This window comes from Rothia dentocariosa ATCC 17931 (assembly GCF_000164695.2).
In the GTDB taxonomy this organism is placed as follows: Bacteria; Actinomycetota; Actinomycetes; order Actinomycetales; family Micrococcaceae; genus Rothia; species Rothia dentocariosa.
Genome location: NC_014643.1, coordinates 623286 through 643136 on the forward strand (window position 1 = coordinate 623286; position 19851 = coordinate 643136).

Below are 19851 nucleotides of genomic sequence, written 5' to 3' on the forward strand. Positions count from 1 at the left end.
TCATCTTTTAATAGTCATTTCACTTTTGTAGGTACAAACATAATATATGTTGGAGATGGGATCTCAGATAACTTTTTTGTTGATTCGTTGTATAGAATATACTCTGGAGAGTCATTCCAGAGATTTTGTACTACATTAAAACTTTCTGATTCCTGGTAATTTACACGATTTTCATTAGTTACATGAGTGATAAAAGATAGAATTAGCGCCACAATCGAAATAAATATAGGAAATATGTTCAGAATATACTTTCGAACATTATTTTTCTTTGATATTTCCATTTCCAGAGTAGCTTCCGGAGCGTTTTCAGATTTCTGAATATATTTTTCACTTTTTACAGTTTTTTTATTATTTTTCTTTCTCTTAGACATTAGAGCTCCTTTCCACTAAATAGAATCTCTATGCTCCTTATAAATACAGAGACTTGCTATACTATCTGATGCTAAATCTCTGATATAACATAGAGATTACCCTTATGCTGATCACTGCAATTTGTAATAAGACTTCGTAGCTTGTACTTGCTCCGCGCGGCAAATATATCTGCACCCTTCATACCTGACATGACGACTGAAACCTGCAACTAGCTCTCTGATGACAAACCCACTACCTCCCTTTACTCAACCCCTAAAACCTTATTTATTCCTCAGGCTACCCTTAATGTTTCCTTAAACCTAGGATTTTCGGAGAGAAACACCCAAAAATTTTGTTTGTGGCGCTTTATGACACGAAACCCACAGCGACACGCCGGTGCGTCGCATTGGTATGCCGCCGCCTCGCGCCCACTACGCTGCGGACTGCCCCGACAGCACCGCGAGCAGATAGGATTTCGACGAAAAGATAACAAACCGCTATCTTCTCGCCGAAATACTATCTGCTCGCGCCCTAGGGTTGGGTTATGTATATGCTCAGGAAACCTACCCCCGCCTCAGCAACGTCATAACCTCATAGTGGTTCGTATGCGGGAACATATCGAGCACGCGCGCGGCGACCGGCTTGTAGGAAGGCATGCGCGCCAGGTCAGAGGCAAGGGTTTTTGCGTTGCAGCTCGAATAAATTACGTGCTCAATCTCGGAGCCCTCAACCCAGGCGCACAGCCTCTCACCAATACCTCGCCTGGGCGGGTTCACCACCAGCATCTCGGGGGTTTCACGGGCGTTCACGGCAAACTCGGTCGCATCCCCCGCCGCAAATTTCACGCCCTCAAGCCCCTGCTCGGCGACGGTACGCTGGGCGCTGCGAATCGCCTCCGCACTGATCTCAATCCCGGTGACCTCACCGTGCATCACCTGCGCCGCGTGCAGGGCAAAACCGCCCACGCCGCAATACAAATCCCAGAGCGTGCGCGGCTGCACCTGCGCCACCCACTCGCGGCCCTGCGCGTACATCGCCTGCGCAATCTGCGTGTTCGTCTGAAAGAAACTCTGCGGGCGCAGGTGCAGACTCATGCCGTTCACGCGCATCGGCAGGGTTTGCCGATCGGTCAGAATGATCTCTTCATCGCCCTCAATCAGCGCCACATGCTCGCGCAGCAGGTTCACCGACAGCACCGCCAACTTCGGCAGACGCTCCTGCAGCCACCCCAGCTGACGGCGAATAGGCACCAGCAGCTTCTTCGAGCGGAGCACAAACCGCACCATTAGCTCGCCCGTATCGGATGCGGTCACCAGAATATTCTTGAGCTCACCACGCCGGGCCGGAATGTCATACGGGGTCAAATCGGCACGCTGAATGAGCTCGTGCAGCACCGGGATAGCGCGCTCAATCGGCTCAATATAGAGCGGGCATTCGCTTAAATCGGTGGCGCGCCCCGAACGATAATCTACGATGCCCAGGGATGGGTTCTGCGCCGAACCGCCCACCACCAGCTTCGCTTTATTCCGAAAATGCGCCTCGTCACTGGCGACAGGTTCCAACCAGGTCAGGTGAGGGTACGCCGCGAGAAGCCTGCGCGCATCGGCCTGTTTCGCCGCGATCTGGGCGGGATACGGGGTTTCGATGCTGGTGCAGGAGCGGCAAAGACTCTCACGATAATAGGCGCATTCCATAGCCCCACTATTCTACCCTGTGGATGCGCGGGCACGGGTAACCCACCGGGTGGCACTACCGCTATGCTGTTCTCCCCTGCACCATCGCAGGCAAGGACGGGTGGGAAAGCTACGGTTTCTTTGCCTTCTTCTGCTGGCCCGCCTTAAGCACCGACCTGTACGACCGTGCCGAGAGCACAGATGCCTCCGATAAAACCGATAACACGCTCATGAAGCTCAAGCACGAGGCAATGGACAGCGAAGAAAAAGCCGAGCCGATAGACCCAAATGAGAAAACCGAGCCGATCGAAAACGCCGAATTGACGGAGCCAATGCTGCACACCGAGTTCACCGACCCGATGCTCAGAAATGAATTTCGCGAGCCGATACTCTTTGCGTTTTGGTCGGAACGGGCGGGGGCATCGGGGACGTCGTTTTCGGAAGATTTGGAGGTGGTGTTAGACATCATAAATCCAGCATACCGCGCGGCTAGCCCATCCCGAACGAATCACGGCGCACGTCGCAAGCAATCATGCACCCGCGCGAGCAGGTAGTATTGTGCCGAAAAGGTAGGATTTTCCTACCTGCTCAGACCAAAAACTACCTGCTCGCGGCTCTGAAGAGCATAGACAGAAAGCTCTCCGGGGTGGGTTCCGTACCCAGCATTGTGCCGGTCAGGAACCCCACCCCGGAGAGCTTCAACATACTCCCTCAATCGGGAAACGTTACATCATGCCGCCCATCGGGTCAGCAGCCGGTGCCGCAGCGGATGCGGGCTCAGGCTTGTTCGCCACCACAGCCTCGGTGGTCAGGAACAGACCGGCGATCGATGCTGCGTTCTGCAGAGCGGAACGGGTCACCTTCACAGGGTCGTTAATACCCGCAGCCATAAGGTCTTCGTACTCGCCGGTTGCAGCGTTCAGACCGGTACCCTCGGGCAAAGAACGAACCTTATCGACCACCACGCCAGGCTCAAGGCCAGCGTTCGTTGCGATCTGCTTCAGCGGCGCATCAATAGCCACACGCACAATGTTCGCGCCGGTTGCCTCGTCACCCTTCAGGTCGAGCTTATCGAAGACCTTCGTACCCGCCTGAATCAGTGCCACGCCGCCGCCGGGGACAATACCCTCTTCAACGGCTGCCTTTGCGTTGCGCACAGCATCCTCAATGCGGTGCTTGCGTTCCTTCAGCTCAACCTCGGTTGCCGCGCCAGCCTTAAGCACAGCTACACCACCGGCGAGCTTTGCCAGGCGCTCCTGCAGCTTCTCACGGTCGTAGTCGGAATCGGAGTTTGCGATCTCGGCGCGAATCTGTGCCACGCGGCCCTCAAGTGCGGCGGCGTCGCCAGCGCCCTCAATAATGGTGGTCTCGTCCTTGGTGACAACAACCTTGCGTGCCTTACCCAGCATCTCAAGGGTTGCAGTATCCAGGGACAGTCCAACCTCTTCGGTAATAACCTGGCCGCCGGTGAGGATCGCAATATCAGCCATCATAGCCTTGCGACGGTCACCGAAACCGGGTGCCTTCACGGCAACGGACTTGATGGAGCCGCGCATCTTGTTCAGCACGAGCAGCGCCAGAGCCTCGCCCTCAACATCCTCGGCGATAATCAGCAGCGGCTTGCCGGACTGCATGACCTTCTCAAGAACGGGAACCAGATCCTTCACGTTCGAGATCTTCTGGTTGACCACCAGGATGTAGGGGTCTTCCAGCACGGCTTCCTGACGCTCGGGGTCGGTCACGAAGTAGCCGGAGAGGAAGCCCTTATCGAAGCGCATACCCTCGGTGAGTTCCAGGTGCAAGCCGAAGGTGTTGGACTCCTCAACGGTAATCACGCCTTCCTTGCCGACCTTCTCCATAGCCTGAGCGATCAGCTTACCGATCTCCTGATCGCCCGCAGAGATGGATGCGGTTGCCGCGATCTCTTCCTCAGTCTCAACCTCTTTCGCGGAGTCGAGCAGGGTCTTGGTGACCTCCTCAACAGCCTTCTCAATACCGCGCTTGAGGCTCAGCGGGTCAGCACCAGCAGCCACGTTGCGCAGACCCTCACGCACGAGCGCCTGGGCGAGCACGGTTGCGGTGGTGGTACCGTCACCTGCGATATCGTCGGTCTTCTTGGCTACCTCTTTGACGAGTTCAGCGCCAATCTTTTCATAGGGGTCTTCAAGCTCGATCTCTTTGGCGATGGAAACACCGTCGTTGGTGATCGTGGGTGCGCCCCACGACTTCTCAAGCACGACGTTGCGGCCACGGGGGCCAAGAGTTACCTTAACGGCATCGGCTAGAGTGTTCAGTCCGCGCTCTAGACCGCGGCGAGCTTCTTCATCAAAAGCAATAAGTTTTGCCATGTGGCGATATCCCTCCTGGACGTTTCGAATGGAGCGCTCAGGTTTTCCGGTCTGCCGAAGCAGATTTTGATACCGGTTTTAGCACCTGAAGGCGCCGAGTGCTAAAAACAATTTTGGCACTTGGTGCGCCCGAGGGCAAACATTTTGAGCGCCGAATTTAGCTTAATCGCCCTCAGCGCATTCTTGAGGCGCACGGAAAGCCGCAATGGGGTGAACGGGTACGGCTTCGCGTGCGAATGCACGGAGCCAAAGCACCAGTTTCGATAGCCGAGCGATGTTATATGCGGACGCATAGGGCTCATAGAACGTTCCCGAAACTAGCGGGGATGATAAACGGTACCGCACACCGCGGTATCAAGCCGGATGATGCCGTTTAGCTGTAGTCGGCGGCAAGCACCACCACAATATCGTTCTCGCCCAGAATCGAGGCGTCTGAGCTCTCCTGAACCGTCGTGATATTCAGGGTCTTCGCAATAGCTTCGGCCTGCGACTTCTTGGCCTCGTCCTTGTAGTAGACCGTGCTGGACTCCGGCGGGGTGCCCGACCAGTTCGCGGTTTCGGTAATCGTGTAACCTTCAAGCGCGGCGCTTGCCTTGGCCGCAGACCCGCCGGGTGCGGATGCATTATAGACCGCCACGTTCGCATCCTTAGCCTGCTCGGATGCCGAGGCAGAGGGCGACGATGATTCCGAAGGCGAGGCGGGGGCGCTGTAGCTCTTGGCGCGCGCGGCGGCTTCGGGCGAGCTGCTGCGCGGGTGGTTAATGTACATAGCGCCGCCGATCACGAGCGATAAAATACCGGCGACGACAACGGGAATAATGCCTTTGGGGCTCTTGGAAGGGTCGTCAATTACACCGCGGTATGTTCCACGGCGGGCGGTATTCTCGTCGATGTCGTCGAATTCATCGTGCGGGTATTGGCTCATGACTTCCCTAGGTTGAGTAATAGATGTACCGCTCTGCGCGGTGGAGCCCTGCCAAAGCTCTCTCTTACAGGGTACCGTATGGGGCTTTATCCGTCCTGTTCAGAACGGCGTGCGTTCATGCACACATCGGTGCGGCTGCCTTTAGCTACGGTCGCGAACCTCGCGCAGGCGGTGCATCAGGATAGGTTCAGCGGCGATCACACGCTGGCTGTCAATCATGGTGTTGAGCTTCTGGTAGTAGGCGATCGGGGTGAGCCCGAGCGCGGTAATCGCCTTCTCTTTGGTGCCCTGGTACTTCCAGTGCCGTTTTTCCAGGGCGATCATGGCACGCTCTAAATCGGTGAGGGCGGATTTTCGCGTGTTCTCAGTTTTTCCGCCGGTTTCGCGGGTCTCGGAAGTGCCGGGGGCAGAAGACGCAGGCTGTGTTGTGGGGCTGGGTTCGGAGCTATCGGCAGGGACTGCCGCTGCGGGTTCGGCGGCATCCGAGCCGCCAGCAGGCGAAGGTTCGGGGGTTTCCGAAGAAGGTATCGGCATCTGGATTCCTGACGAACATAGGTGGTCTACATGAACACTTTAGAGTATGTTGGTTGAAGTCACCGTGTTATTAGAGTCAAATTTTCTCAGGGAGTATTTTCATGACGAACCCGCCGCTGACCGACATTATGAGCGAAGACTGGGCGCAGGCCCTCGCGCCCGTCGAAGATAAAATCCACGCCATGGGCGAGTTTTTACGCACCGAACACGCGGCGGGACACCGAACTTTTCCCACAGGTCAGAATATTTTCCGCGCATTCTCACGCCCCATGAACGAGGTCAAGGTGCTGATCGTGGGGCAAGACCCCTACCCCACCCCCGGGAACGCGATGGGGCTTTCGTTCTCGGTGCAGCGGGATATGCCCCTACCGAAATCGCTCATCAATATTTATCGGGAATTGTCCGACGATTTGGGGATTGAGCCCGCGCAGCACGGTGATCTGAGCTCGTGGTCTGATGAGGGCATCATGCTCATGAACCGCGTGCTCAGCGTGCGTGAAGGGGCGCCGGGGTCGCATCGTAATAAGGGGTGGGAAGAGGTGACTGAGTGCGCTATTCGGGCGCTGGCGGCACGCAATAAGCCTCTGGTCGGGCTGCTGTGGGGTGCGGATGCGCGGCGCACCGCCCCGATGCTGGAACCGTACCCGTGTGTGGAGTCTGCACATCCCTCACCGCTGTCGGCGCATCGCGGGTTCTTCGGTTCACGCCCGTTCTCGCGGGTGAATACGCTGCTGGTAGAGCAGGGTGCGGAACCGGTGGACTGGACGGTCAAGTAGCGCGCATCCTCCCACCCATACCCACATAAAAAGGCTCTTTATTCCACTGTGGAATAAAGAGCCTTTGTAGCATGCCGCATCAGGGGAATGTAAGAACCACGGATGCGCTACTCGGCGGCCTCCGCGGGCACATTGCGCGGAACCGCGAAACGCTGCAGCAGATACTGCATCAGGTAGTTGCCCAGCGTTACGCCCGCCGCCATCGCAATCACAATCGAAACCGCCGAAATCATGCTCTGGATGCCCCAAACCACGTTCGTCTCAACCATCAGCAGGTACATGCCGCGGAAGAACGACAGACCCGGCAGCAGGAAGGTCAGCGCGGGAATCGAAAAAACCGCCTGCGGGGCATGCAGTCGGTACGCCACATAGGTGCTCAGCATGCCAATTATGAGGGCGGCAAGCGCCGTATTCGCACGCCCAGAATCGACCCCCACCAGGTAGGTATACAGGTGATAGGTCACCAGGGCACTACAGGTAATGAGTACTAGCCACCCCAGCTTCACGAGCTTCGTGTGCAGGGTAATCGCAAACGTAACCGTCGCCGCCAGCATGAACACCGAGAACGTAAGCGGCGAAGGAAGATCAAACCGGGTCTGCTCAATATCCAGAATCGGGCCGCCAAACAGGCTAATCGCATTCACCGCCGAGGCGATGCCGATCACCAGGCCCAAAAAGCTCATGCCCGTCGAAACGAATCTTCCCGCCGCGGTCACCGGGAAACCGTTAATCGCATCCTGAACCGCGCCCACCAGGCGCGAGGTCGGCAGGAACATGATCAGCCCGGCGGCAACCACCAGAGGCGCCGAAATCGACTCCCCCGGGCGACGAATCATGGAATGATCCCCGCCCAGCCAAATTGCCAGGAATGTCAGCAGACCCGCGCTCGCCGCCATGCGGAAAAACGTGGGCATGCCAATCTTATTGAGCCACTGAATCAGCAGATACACGGGAATGAACACGATCGCCGCAGCGGTTGCGGTAGACCAGCTCGCCCCCAGCGCCGCCGTCAGCGTGGTTGCGCAGCCAATATTCGCCAGCCAGGTAATCAACGGCGGATACGGTTTAGGATGGTTCGTAATCTCGCTCAGGCGAAGGTCGGCATCTTCCAGGGTCATGCCGCCCTCGGTAATATCGTGAATCAGTCCGTAGGTAGAAGCGAGCGCCTCATAATTCTCGGTAGAGGTGCGCACCACGCGCACGAGCGTATGGGTGAACCGGGAATCGGCACTCATGGTTCGCGAGCTGATGCGCGACTCCATGTAAATATCGGGGTCGGAGGTATAGTTGATGGTCACCGACTGGTTGGTGATATTGACGTCCACCGAATCGAGCCCATACGCCGAAGACACCGCGATAATCGCCGAGTCTACGTCCATCGCGTCCGCGCCATAGTAGAACATGGCTTCCGCCAGGCGCAGCGTGAAATTGAGGGTGTCGCGAGCGTACTCTTTCTCGCGGTACAGGGCCTCACGTTGAGCATGTTCTTCACGTTTGGCGCGCGGGGTAAACTGCCGCTGGGCGATGCGCGCCGCACCGCGCGGCGCCACGTGTGCCACCGCCTGGCCGTCAGCACGCACGAAGGAACGCAGGGTGGTTCGCACGCCCCACCGTCCGCCCGTGCCATGCCCGGCGGGCATCGTCGTAGTGGGTACGGATACTGGGGGCGCGCTCGCCGTGGGTTCTACACCGCCGAACCGCTGTGCCGCGTGCGAATTGGGAACCTGCGGGATCATGCCCGTCATGGGGACGGGCTGGGACTGGCGGTATTTAGCGACCTCCGTGACGATATTGCTGGAGGTTTGCGCGGGGGGCTCCTGCGGATGCGGTATCTCAGGAGGCACACTCTGCACCGCCTGGATTACGGGTTCTTCGGGGACTTCCTCGTAGGGTATCTCCGGCTCGTAGGACACCTGTGGAGCCTCGTCGAGAGGCATCCCCGATTCGTCGACGGGAAGAAGCTGGGTGTCGTCCGTATCGGTTTCCACGCCGTGCGCCGCCGCAACCTCATAAAGCGCCTCACGCGCCTGCTCAGCCTGCTCGGCCTCCTTGCCGCTGTGGGCAAGAGCCTCACGCAGCTTGGAGTCGTGCACTTCGGAGAGAGGAACGGCGAAGAAATATCCCGGGCGGCGAATACTCCTCGCGTTCTCATCGGCTGGGTTGTAGCTGTGCTCCTCGGGGTTCTTCGCCATAGTATCCCTTGATCGTGTTGCGTGCTGGTGCGCTGTGTGTACCGGTGAGTGGCGTGACGGTGCGGCGTTTCCTAGTAGAAGGAATAGTGGTGTTTCTTCACCCACAGGCGAAGCATCAGCCGCTCCACACCGGCGTTCCAAAGCTTATATTTGAGCTCTGAAATAGGCTGATCGTAAACGCCCACGAAGTCGGTCACGTTCTTCGTGAACGAGGTTTTGAACAGACCCAGACCGTAGTAAGGATGTTCCTTATTCTTGAGTTCGGCGGCGGGCGGGGTGCCGCAGAAGTCATAGGTGCTGATCCCGTGCTCCTTCATGAGGTCGGTAATCGCAGTCCACTGTACCAGATGAGAGTCGCCGTACTGTTTACGGCGCGGCTTAGAACCGCCGTCTTTATAGGTGCCCTTCGTACCGTAGTTAATCACGTAAGCGCCCACGGAGGGTTTACCGTCTTCATAGGTGAAGTAGAGCCTGCCCTGCCCGGCGTTCTCGAAGGCCCTCCAGAAGTCGCGGTAATACTCGTAGGGGCGCAGCAGAAGCGAAACTTTGCCCTGCCCCACGGTATCCATGAGGGCATACATGGCGCGCATATTTTCGTCGGTGAGCTCAACCCGTTTGACCTCGCAGCCTTCACGGGTGGCGCGACGTACAGCGTTACGTCCACGCGAAGACAACGACTTGAGCACTTCTTCCTCGGTGCCTTCGGTGGAGAGGATGGCGGTGTAGTCATTCGGCTGAATATCGGCGGTACGAATCAGCTCGGTGCCCGCAATGACCTGCTGGGCATGCTCATCCGCCACGATTTCAGGTTCGATCTTGACGGCAAAAACACCCAATTTCTGCTCGGTAATCAGGCGGCGGTTCGCCTGCAGCAGGGCGGGCAGCTCATCGGCATCATGCACCGCCGGGCCTTTGATGAAGTACCAGAGTTTGCCCAGCAGCGGAATATTCTTCTCGAACGCCAGGCTGTAGCTGGCGAAAGGCTGCCGCTCGCCGTTACGATCGACGGTACCTTCATACACGATATAGCGGGGTTTCCACCCGTAGTCGGCTTTGACTTTTGCGAATGATGCGGACTGCAGCAGATTTCCGCCGTCCGGGTTGGCGATCACGTGGGTATCCCACTCCTGAATTTCTGCTGGGGTTGCAAAACGTGCCGTAATTTCGTGCAAGGGTCTCTATCTCTCGTGGGGTGGTGGGTGTTCCGAACGTCTATCGCCCGCGAACCTTGTGCGGTCTTTTTTGATGCGCTCGCGGCGCACGCACGCCTTAAGTCTAACAAGAGGCACGGCGATTGGTGCATCGGCGGGGTTCGCCTCGCCTGAAAAGAGTCTTGATGCGAATAAAGAGTTAAAAACGCCGCTTTATTCGTATCAAGAGCCTTTTTATGCCCCTTCCGACCCGATCGGGCGGGCTGGGGCATGAGGTAAGGGAACAGACCGGATGCACACCCGAGCCTTAAAGCAGGTATCCCGCCGCACGTGAAGCGACGGGATACCGGTAAGCTGGCGAGAGTCGCCGGAAGGATTACTCTGCGTCGTGGTCGGTTTCGAGAATCTTCTTCAGGGTCTCTAGAGCTTCGTCTGCACCTTCACCTTCTGCTCGGAGCACCACACGGTCACCGTGCTTAGCACCCAAGGACATCAGGGATAGGATCGAAGCCGCATCCATTGCCTCGTCTGCGGGCTCGCCTTCTGCTGCAATGGTGACCTCAACGGGGAGGTCGCCAGCTGCCTCAGCAAAAATTGCTGCGGGACGTGCGTGCAGACCAACGCGGCTTGCAATGGTGGCAATAACCTCTGCCATGGTTTTTCTCCTTTGTGAAGGAATCGTCTGTTATCGACTCCATGTTTATCAAACAGGAGGGTGCACCCCCTGTTTTCCTGCCTCAATTGTACAGTTTTACTCACCGTTTGGGGACCAATGCCTCACCCGATCTTGAAATAAACTTTCAACACCGAGTTAGCCTTTTCTCCACCGGGTTTGAGGCGTCTTCTAGAGGCCGAGCTCGTCCAGAATCGGCAGCTCAGCGCGGGCGGCAGCCTTCGCCTCGGCAGAGGAAATCTGCTCCAAAGCCTTGTTGGCGATATGGCGTGCCTGCTCCAGGGTCACCGACTTGAGCACCGCCGCAACCGCGGGGATAGCACCGGCGTTCATCGAGAGGGTATCAACCCCCAGGCCGACCAGCACCACGGCCAGCGCCGGATCGGCGGCGGCCTCACCGCAGACGCTCACATATTTCTTCTCGCCGGCGTTCACCGAAGCTCGCTTAGCGCCCTTGACGGTCAGCTTAATCATCTTCAGCACCGCAGGCTGCCACGGGTTGTTCAAGTGAGCCAGATCGCCCAGCAGGCGGTCTGCAGCCATCGTGTACTGGGTCAGGTCGTTGGTGCCGATCGACACAAAATCGACCTCACCCAAAATCGCTTCGGCGTTCACGGCTGCGGCGGGGGTTTCAACCATCACGCCGTGTACCGGCAGGCCGACCTCCTTGAGCATTTTCGCGAAATTGCGAGCCTCGGAGGTGGTCGAAATCATCGGTGCCATCACCCAAATATCGGCGTCGGAATCCTCGGACGCCTGCTTGATAGCCTCCAGCTGGCGGGTCAGCACGCCGGGTACGGTCCAGTCGGTGCGGAAACCGCGCACGCCCAGCGCCGGGTTTTCCTCGGGATTCACATTCAGGAAGGGCAGGGGCTTGTCGGCGCCCGCATCCAAGGTACGAACCACGATGTGCTTGCCGGGGAACGCGTCAAACACAGACTTGTACGTTGCCGCCTGGGCCTCAATAGACGGCTCGGCATCGTGCCCCAAGAAGCCAAATTCGGTGCGCAGCAGGCCCACGCCTTCAGCGTTCAGGCTGGCGGCCTTCTCAGCGGATTTGCCATCGCCCACGTTCGCGTAAAGTGGCACGCGGGTGCCGTCGGCGAGCACGCCTTTACCGTCGAAGTCGGCGATAGGTTTGCGGTTAGCGTATTTTTCGGCGGCTTCGCGGTCTTCATCGGTCGGCTCAGTATTGACGATACCCGCGTTCGAGTCCACATAGACCTCGGTGCCGTCAGGAATATCGGTAACGCCCTTCGCCGCCACAATAGCGGGAAGACCCAGGCCGCGCGCCAAAATCGCGGTATGCGCCTGCGGACCGCCGTCCGAAGTGATCAGGGCGATCACGTTCTTTGGGTCAAGGGTCGCGGTATCTGCGGGGGCAAGATCAACTGCGGCGAGCACGAAAGGCTCCTCCGCGAAGGGGATGCCCGGTGCCTGCTGACCGGTCAGTTCCGCCACAATACGGGCGCGCACATCGTGAATATCGGTGACGCGCTCAGCCATGTAACCGCCAAGGGCAGCCATCTGGTCGGCGAACGAGGTTGCTGCCTCCCAAATCGCGCGCTCAGGTGCCATCTGCTGAGTCTCAACCAGCTTTACGGCACTCTTAATCAGGGCGCGGTCGGTCGCCATCTGCGAGGTCGATTTGAGCACGGCCTTGCCGTCACGACCCGCATTTTCGGCGCGTGCGAGCAGGTCCTCTTTCACGCGAACCGACGCATCTTGAATACGTTGACCGGCCTCTTCGGGGCTTTCACCGTCTAGGCGTAGACCGGCTTTAGGCTCTTGAATAGGCTCGGGCATCTGTAGCACGGGACCAATAACGCGTCCGGCATAAACACCGACGCCTTTATATGTAGTCATGAAGTTATATCCTTCGTGTTGGGTTCTCTACAGTGTAACGCTTATGCGGCGGTCTTCGCTGGGGTCTCGGTCGCAGTCTGCCGCGACTTCGCACCCATCGACTTCAGCAGCACATAGATGATGGCGGATACGACGGTACCGGCGACAACGGCGAGCAGGAACATCGGAATATTGTTGCTCAAACCAATAATCCAGATACCGCCGTGCGGTGCCGGGGATGCCACATGCGCATTCATCGAAATAGCACCGGCAATCGCGCCGCCTACGATGGAGGACGGGATCACGCGCGCTGGGTCTGCCGAGGCGAACGGAATAGCGCCCTCAGAGATGAAGGATGCGCCCAGCAGCCACGCGGCCTTGCCGTTTTCACGCTCGGGCTCGGTGAAGAGCTTGGGGCGCAGGGTGGTGGCAAGCGCCATAGCCAGCGGCGGAACCATGCCGGAGATAATAACGGCTGCCATGATTTCCTTGTTCACATCGGCACCCGAGGAAAGCCCGGCGGTTGCGAACAGGTACGCCGCCTTGTTGATGGGACCACCCAGATCGGATGCCATCATGGCACCCAGAATCAGGCCGAGAACAAGAGCGGATGCGCCAGACATGGAGGTCAGCCAGTTCTGCAGGGATTCGAGAACCCACGCCAGCGGTGCACCCAACAGCAAGTACATGATGCCGCCCGCAACGAGTGAGGTAATGAGCGGGGTAATGACCACGGGCATCATCGAGCCAAGCCAGCGCGGCAGTTTGAGGGTGCCTAAACCGTAGGCAATCAGACCGGCGAGCAGACCGCCGACAATGCCGCCGAGGAAGCCAGCCTTCACGGCAACCGCGACGGAACCGGCAATAAAGCCGGGCGCAATACCGGGGCGCTGCGCCAACCCGTAGGCGATAAAGGCGGCGAGCGCGGGAACCATCAGGTCAAGACCGAACTTACCGATGGTCTGCAGAACCGCGCCCAGGTAGAGGGTCCAGTGGGTGTCTCCCAGATTGTAGATTGTGGCGTTGGCGAGGATTTTTTCGGTATCGACATCGCCCAGGTTCGGCATGGTGATTGCTTCGAGGATGAAGCCCAGAGCCACGATAATGCCACCGGCGGCGACGAACGGGATCATGTACGAAACACCGGTCATCACTGCCTTGTAGATGCGCGAGCCCCACGAACCTTCGGCAGCCGAAGAGGTGTCTTCCCCGCTGGATGCGGCGGCACTCACGCGCTTGCCGTTGGGGTTTTCCGCCTCTGCCAAGGCCTCCTCGATCATGGCCTGCGGTTCGTCGATGCCGCGCTTCACGGGGGATTCCACATAGGGCTTACCGGCGAAGCGGTTGCGGTCGCGCACGTTCACCGAGACCGCGAAGATAACGGCGTCGGCTTCATCAATATCGGCCTGGGTGAGGGTTTCGTTCCCCGAGGACCCCTGAGTCTCCACCTTGAAGTCGTAGCCGAGGTCTTCCGCCGCGTATTTGAGAGCATCCGCCGCCATATAGGTGTGCGCAATACCGGTGGGGCAGGCGGTGACCGCCACGATCTTCTTGGTAGCAGGTTTCTCAGATGCAGTAGCTTCTGCGGAGTCGGTCTGTGCCGTTGCGGCTTGAGCGGATGCGCCTGCGCCCGCCTCCTGCGCGTTCGATGCTGCCGAGTCGTTGGAGGCAGGAGCCTTCTTCGGGGCGCCGGTACCGAGCGCATCGTTCACAAGGTCTACGATTTCTTCGGGGGTTTGTGCCTCACGCAGGGATGCGGTGAAGCTCTTCTTCATGAGCGAACGTGCCAGCGTGGAGAGCAGTTTCAGGTGTTCCTGGTCGGCACCATCGGGGGCAGCGATGAAGAAGATCAGATCGGCAGGGCCGTCTTTCGCACCGAAGCTCACACCGGGCTTGGGTCGTGCCATCGCGAGGGTGGGTTCGGTAACCGCCGCGCTTCGGCAGTGCGGAATGGCGATACCGCCCGGGATGCCGGTGTCGGTCTTGGACTCGCGAGCTTCAGCAGCTGCGTACAGCTGATCGTAGTCGGTGGCACGTGAGGCATCGACGACGGCGTGCGCAAGCTTGCTGATGACGTCGAATTTAGTCTCTCCCAGATTCTGGTCTAGGAGCACCAGCTCTGGGGTAATGAGCTCAGACATAATACCCTCCTCGGGGCGTATGATGCGGTGCGCTATGATGCCTGTGTGGGGCGTTTTCAGTACGCACTCAAGTGTCCGTAAATATGTTTTGTTTTTAGCGTCTGACCAGGCTATATGCTATATGCCTGATATGGAATATAAGCTAACTGGAAAGCTGCCTTAGGGTTACTTTCTCGGGGGTTGTCATGGCCGCCGAAGGCATCTGTGTTCCGGGTAAGGACGCTGCCGCCGAGCCATGCGCAACCGCCTGCACGAGGCATTGCTGCGGCGACTCTCCCCGCTCATAAGCATAGAGAAAACCGGAGAGCGACGAATCCCCGGCGCCCACCGTGCTGCGCACCTTCACGGGTTCATGCTGTGCATGCCAGGCACCTTCGGCGGTCACGAGAACCGCGCCGGACCCGCCAAGGGTTGCCAGCACATAGGGAATGCCGTCATTCACCAAGGTTCGTGCGGTACGTGCGGTCAGCTCGGGGCTCGACTCCAGCTCTTCCCAATTCTCGGCGCCGGTCAGCTGTGCCAACTCCTCAGAATTCGGCTTAATCAATGTAGGCTTTATCTGCCCCGCAACGGTTGCGATCAGCGGTGCCTCAGAGGTATCGACGGCGATCTTGCCTTCATATCCGCTGGCGCGCAGCTTCGCACACAGCTCGGCGTAATACGTTGCCTCCAGTCCGCCAGGCAACGAACCGGCGAGTACCACCCAATCTGCGTTTTCTGATTGGGCGATCACGAGCGCATCCAGGGCATCGCGCAGCTTAGGAGTGAACTCGATGCCGGGGGCGTTAAGTTTAGTGGTCGTGCCGTCCGGATCAACCACGGTGATATTCGAGCGGATAGGCTCACCCGTGGGCAGATTCGCAAACTGCACGCCGCTCGCCGCAAGGGCGGTCAGCACGGGGTCGGTAGCCTCTCCCGGAACCACCGCAACAGTAGGCACCTGAGAAGTATGTAAGGCACGCGAAATATTGACCCCTTTACCGCCGGGGTCTTGAACCGCGCCTACCGCACGCTGAACGGCGCCATGCGCTAGAGGCGAGCCCAGTTCGATCGTGCGATCCAAACTAGGGTTAGCGGTGAGAGTCAGAATCATGCGATGAGCACCTCCACATGAGCGGCTTCAAGAGCCTGAGCAAGCGCACCATCGGGGGCGCGGTCGGTGATCATGGTATCGATATTCTCGAAGTCAGCAAAGCGCACAAGTGATTCCTGCCCAAACTTCGCAGAATCGCACAGAAGCACCACGCGCCGCGCCGACTTGCAGATCGCGGTCTTCACGATGGCCTCATTCATGCCGGGAGTGGAAACACCAAATTCGGCATCTATGCCGTTAGCACCAAGAAACGCAATATCGGGGCGTACCGTAGCGAAATATTCGGCGGCACGAGCACCAATCGCCGCCCAGGTCATCTTGCGCAGCTGACCGCCCACAAGTTCGAGGGTGACCCCCTCTGCCTCAGCAAGTTTGACCGCAATGTGCAGGGCATGGGTAATAATGATGCGGTCGCTGCCGGTCTTGAGGCTAAAGTTTTCTGACCCAATATAGTCCGCCAAAATCTCAATGGTCGAGCCGGCGTCAAGAACAATCGAACCCACATCAGAATCACGCAGATACTCATAAGCCTTCGCGGCGATGCGGCGCTTCTCGGGAGTATTCATGCCCTGACGTGAGGCAATAGAGGATTCCAGGGAGGTAGACTGCTCAACGGTAACGGCACCACCATGCACACGGCGCAGCTTACCCGCTTCTTCGAGGGCGGCAAGGTCTCGTCGCACAGTCTCCATGGTGACGTCATAGCGTCGAGCGAGATCAGCACCGTTAACGCGGCGTGCAGAAGATACCAGTTTCGCAATTTCGGCACGACGTTCTTCAGCAAACATATGCGCACATCACTTTCAAGGTATGGGTGTGGAGCGAACGAACCGTTCCACGCGAATTCTTAGGTCTGTATATCATGGCGGAACGGCGAATGCGTATCACCACTCAAGACAACAGTCTTGCCCTTGATTTTATGTGGGTTTATGTGGGTGCGTCAAGATAACCCACGGATAAATCATCGATTTTTTGTGAATTTACCCTCGAAACCACACTTAAGGTCAAATAATCCACAACAGACACACACTGTTCACCCCACAAAACATCTAAACCCACACCGGATGCGCGGATTCTGAAAGTTCGGGCGCGAGTGATTTTGATCTGCCTTTGAACCACAAAGGTTTTCTAGTGCGTGACGCGTTCAGGATGCGCCGGCTTACGCGAGCGCCTAGGGCTGTCGCCATTGCCAGAGCGAAGCGGAAGCATCCATATCCGTGAACTACCTCTTAACCCAGCGCATCAAGAAAGCACGTATACCCCAGGCGAAGAGGGAACCAACAAATGCACCCGTCCCGTTCATGAGCACGTCTATGGGGTCGCCGGTGCGTTCGAGCATCGCCGTTTGAATGAGTTCGATTCCGGCACTGACCGCTACCGCGCCCAGGGTAATTACCCCTACCCTGCGCCACGGGCGGGCACGGCAGAACAGCAACAGCATGAGCAAAAACCCGCCGGGGGCAAACATAATGACATTCGAGAGCTGTTCGATGCTCGCATAGGTGATAAACCCGGGAAGCCAACCCTGGGCGTGACCGGTATCGATAAGCGAGGCCAAGCGAGAACCGGCCTCGTTATCGTCCACATGCTGCGGGGCGAACACGATTGTGGCAACGGCGACGCAATACAGGGCAAAAAGCGCCCATCCGATTACCCGGAACACTCTGCCAGATCTACCAGACAAGACGGCCCCGTTCATCGAACACCGTGTTCTCATCAAAGGCGAAAAGCCCCTTAAGATCGACCTCTAGAGGCTCAGCGTTCGGCACAGTCTGCGTATGCTCGTACCCCTGCGCCGCCGAAATAGCGCGGCGAATCAGGCTCCCGTGGCTCACCGCGATGATGTGCTCCCCGGGATACTGGCGCACAATTTCACGCAGAACACGCACGGCACGCACATACACATCACGTTCGGTCTCTACCTGCGGATAGTAGCGGTCGGGGGCGCGGCGCTCGGGAACGGGAATATTCACGCCCTCGGCGGCGCCATAATTACGTTCCACCAAGTCAGGGTAGGTTTCACTGACCGGAAGCCCGAAATCCTCGCCCACCAGCTGCGCGGTTTCATAAGCCCGCGACAGTGGTGAAGAAATCACACGGTCATAGCTCAAACCCAGTCTGCGCAGTTTCGCCCCGGTTTCACGCGCCTGTGCGCGACCGGTATCGTTCAGCGGAATATCGCTGATACCCTGCATGAGCTGGTTCTTATTCCACTCGGTCTGTCCGTGGCGAATTAGCGTAAGCGAACCGCCCGCCAGGTTCTTAGGGAAAGGTTCGGCGTGCAGCTTAGGCTGGCGGCTGACCAGTACGTGGGCATCAATCGCATCGTCAAGATAATCGATAGGAAGCTCGGTGAGCGAAGCATTCGGAGGAATCGGGAACATGCCGTCAATCGTCTCGTAACCCTCATGTTCGCGGCCTTCCAGAAGCACGGTCATCGTCACCGCAATCAGCATGCCGTGGGTAGCCACCACAATGTTCTTACCCTCATGCTCGCGGCGCACCCGGTTCAGAGCGGTCAGGGCGCGGCTCACCAGGGCCTCGCGCTCCTCAACCCCGTATTTATGCCCATCCGTGCGGGATGCCGCCACCAGCTCAGGGGTTGCAGCCTCACCCTCCAAATCACCGAATGAGCGTTCTTCTAATCCCGCGTATGCGCCCAGATACGGCACCCCAAGCGCCCGGGCAACAATCTGACCGCTCTCCGCCGCACGCTCAAGCGGGGACGAAACCACACCGTCAATCTGCACGCCATGCTGAGCCATCTCACGCAGTTGCGGCACGGCACCCCGAATCTGTTCACGCCCCGTATCGTTCAACGGAATATCGGTTCTGCCCTGAAACCGATGATTAATATTCCAGTCGGTCTGCCCGTGCCGAAGCAGAAAAATCTTACCGGGCGTTTCAGCGTGTTCATGGTGGGTCTGTGCGTCAGTCATGGTCTTAAGTATGGCATCATCCTCACGATTTAGAGCCGTATCCCAGAACACGCCCCGCTCATCCTTAGGGATGAAAACCCGCGCAAAACCCGGCATTATCGCCGTATTTTTTCACTCCGTAGACGGATAAAAACGCCCCGTCTCCCTTGGAAAAATGGATGCTATGAATACTTCTTACACCTCATACGCACCCGTCATCTCGGTGCGCAACCTTACCAAATCCTACGGACAGCACACAGTACTGCGCGATATTTCGCTCGATATTTATCCCGGCGAATCCGTGGCCGTCATGGGACCCTCCGGTTCCGGAAAAACCACGCTTCTGCACGCGCTCTCCGGCATTATTCGCATTGACTCGGGCACCATTCAGGTGCTCGGCGGCGGACCCGAGATACCGGGCGGGCGCGTTGAACTCGGCGCCCTAAGCGAAAAACAGCGCACAAGCCTGCGCGCAAACTCCTTCGGATTCATCTTCCAGCAAGGGCTCCTCATACCCGAGCTCACCGCAGAAGAAAACGTCTCGCTCGCCGCCATGATCTCCGGGATGTCGCGCGAGCAGGCACGCGGCGCATCCGCAAACCTGCTCGCCCGGCTGGGGCTAGGCGACATGTGCGAGAAACGCATCGGCGAACTTTCCGGCGGGCAGGCACAGCGCGTGGCAATTGCGCGTTCACAGATTACCGGTGCACCGATTACCTTTGCGGATGAACCCACCGGCGCACTCGACAGCGTGACCGCCCAAGAGGTCATGGATCTTCTGCTCACACTCGTTCCGCAGCAGGGTAAAACCCTTGTGATCGTCACCCACGATCCGCAGGTTGCGGCGCAATGCTCCCGCACCATCCACCTGCACGACGGGCAGATTGTGCAGGATAACCGGCAGGACTCTGCCGCGCCCGGGCAGCAGGGCGGGGATTCGGCGCAGTACCGGGCGCCCGCGCCGCCGAGCCAGCCGGTACCGCCTCAGGATGCGGCACCCGCTCCTTCCGCACAACCGGGCGTCTTCCAGCCAGGGAACCCCGCGGTAAACCCTCCCCAAACATACAACCGGGTTTCCGTGCAAACCCAGCTGCCCGCGAACGTTCGCTACTCTCCCGCCCATACTCCGGGCACGGCGCACACCGCGGTCTCACGCAACCATGCACCAGCGCCATATAAACCCGCCCGGCGTCTTTTCTCGATGCGCGGCCTCCTGGGGAAAGGCGCCTAA

Annotated in this window: 17 protein-coding genes; 2 read left to right on the plus strand and 15 right to left on the minus strand. The window is 58.3% G+C overall.

What is annotated here, in order from left to right:
- Positions 1-14: 14 nt before the first annotated feature.
- The 6 genes from HMPREF0733_RS02710 to HMPREF0733_RS02735 all read right to left on the minus strand — a co-directional run bounded on the left by HMPREF0733_RS02710 (position 15) and on the right by HMPREF0733_RS02735 (position 5831).
- Complete coding sequence (locus HMPREF0733_RS02710) at positions 15-371, minus strand: hypothetical protein (RefSeq protein ID WP_013397850.1); 357 nt, start codon at positions 369-371, stop codon at positions 15-17.
- Positions 372-914: 543 nt separating this feature from the next.
- The gene (rlmC, locus tag HMPREF0733_RS02715; RefSeq protein ID WP_013397851.1) at positions 915-2045 is read right to left on the minus strand and encodes a 23S rRNA (uracil(747)-C(5))-methyltransferase RlmC; all 1131 of its coding nucleotides are present in this window, start codon (positions 2043-2045) and stop codon (positions 915-917) included.
- Positions 2046-2154: 109 nt separating this feature from the next.
- Complete coding sequence (locus HMPREF0733_RS11115) at positions 2155-2493, minus strand: hypothetical protein (protein ID WP_169310255.1); 339 nt, start codon at positions 2491-2493, stop codon at positions 2155-2157.
- Positions 2494-2749: 256 nt separating this feature from the next.
- Positions 2750-4372 (minus strand): chaperonin GroEL, encoded by a 1623-nt coding sequence (groL, locus tag HMPREF0733_RS02725; RefSeq protein WP_013397853.1) that lies wholly within the window; start codon positions 4370-4372, stop codon positions 2750-2752.
- 373 nt (positions 4373-4745) lie between these two features.
- On the minus strand, positions 4746-5297 hold the full coding sequence (locus HMPREF0733_RS02730; protein WP_013397854.1) for a LytR C-terminal domain-containing protein: 552 nt from the start codon (positions 5295-5297) through the stop codon (positions 4746-4748).
- 141 nt (positions 5298-5438) lie between these two features.
- Positions 5439-5831: a DUF3263 domain-containing protein gene (locus HMPREF0733_RS02735; protein WP_013397855.1), complete on the minus strand. Its 393-nt coding sequence runs from the start codon at positions 5829-5831 to the stop codon at positions 5439-5441.
- A gap of 101 nt (positions 5832-5932) precedes the next feature.
- Here HMPREF0733_RS02735 and HMPREF0733_RS02740 point away from each other — a divergent pair, with 101 nt between their 5' ends.
- The gene (locus HMPREF0733_RS02740; protein WP_004005592.1) at positions 5933-6607 is read left to right on the plus strand and encodes a uracil-DNA glycosylase; all 675 of its coding nucleotides are present in this window, start codon (positions 5933-5935) and stop codon (positions 6605-6607) included.
- Positions 6608-6714: 107 nt separating this feature from the next.
- On the opposite strand, the gene HMPREF0733_RS02745 is transcribed toward HMPREF0733_RS02740, so the two are convergent.
- The 9 genes from HMPREF0733_RS02745 to HMPREF0733_RS02785 form a co-directional block, all read right to left on the minus strand.
- Positions 6715-8799, minus strand: a complete 2085-nt coding sequence (locus tag HMPREF0733_RS02745) for a threonine/serine exporter family protein (RefSeq protein WP_013397856.1) — start codon at positions 8797-8799, stop codon at positions 6715-6717.
- Between the two features lie 71 nt (positions 8800-8870).
- A complete protein-coding gene (locus tag HMPREF0733_RS02750; protein ID WP_013397857.1) occupies positions 8871-9971 on the minus strand; it encodes a lipid II:glycine glycyltransferase FemX in 1101 nt (366 codons plus the stop codon).
- Between the two features lie 355 nt (positions 9972-10326).
- Positions 10327-10605 carry an HPr family phosphocarrier protein gene (locus HMPREF0733_RS02755; RefSeq protein WP_013397859.1) on the minus strand — a complete coding sequence of 93 codons (279 nt, stop codon included), beginning with the start codon at positions 10603-10605 and terminating at the stop codon, positions 10327-10329.
- A gap of 189 nt (positions 10606-10794) precedes the next feature.
- Positions 10795-12489, minus strand: a complete 1695-nt coding sequence (ptsP, locus tag HMPREF0733_RS02760) for a phosphoenolpyruvate--protein phosphotransferase (protein ID WP_004005598.1) — start codon at positions 12487-12489, stop codon at positions 10795-10797.
- A 41-nt stretch (positions 12490-12530) separates the two neighbouring features.
- Complete coding sequence (locus HMPREF0733_RS02765; protein WP_013397860.1) at positions 12531-14609, minus strand: PTS fructose transporter subunit IIABC; 2079 nt, start codon at positions 14607-14609, stop codon at positions 12531-12533.
- Between the two features lie 142 nt (positions 14610-14751).
- A complete protein-coding gene (locus HMPREF0733_RS02770) occupies positions 14752-15702 on the minus strand; it encodes a 1-phosphofructokinase family hexose kinase (RefSeq protein WP_013397861.1) in 951 nt (316 codons plus the stop codon).
- Positions 15699-16490 carry a DeoR/GlpR family DNA-binding transcription regulator gene (locus HMPREF0733_RS02775; RefSeq protein WP_013397862.1) on the minus strand — a complete coding sequence of 264 codons (792 nt, stop codon included), beginning with the start codon at positions 16488-16490 and terminating at the stop codon, positions 15699-15701. Before HMPREF0733_RS02775 ends, HMPREF0733_RS02770 begins: the two co-directional genes overlap by 4 nt.
- 434 nt (positions 16491-16924) lie before the next feature.
- Positions 16925-17386, minus strand: a complete 462-nt coding sequence (locus HMPREF0733_RS02780) for a VanZ family protein (protein ID WP_244864803.1) — start codon at positions 17384-17386, stop codon at positions 16925-16927.
- Positions 17376-18737 carry a histidine phosphatase family protein gene (locus HMPREF0733_RS02785; protein ID WP_244864805.1) on the minus strand — a complete coding sequence of 454 codons (1362 nt, stop codon included), beginning with the start codon at positions 18735-18737 and terminating at the stop codon, positions 17376-17378. Before HMPREF0733_RS02785 ends, HMPREF0733_RS02780 begins: the two co-directional genes overlap by 11 nt.
- Positions 18738-18804: 67 nt before the next feature.
- On the opposite strand from HMPREF0733_RS02785, the gene HMPREF0733_RS02790 reads away from it, so the two are divergent.
- The gene (locus HMPREF0733_RS02790; protein WP_041321870.1) at positions 18805-19851 is read left to right on the plus strand and encodes an ABC transporter ATP-binding protein; all 1047 of its coding nucleotides are present in this window, start codon (positions 18805-18807) and stop codon (positions 19849-19851) included.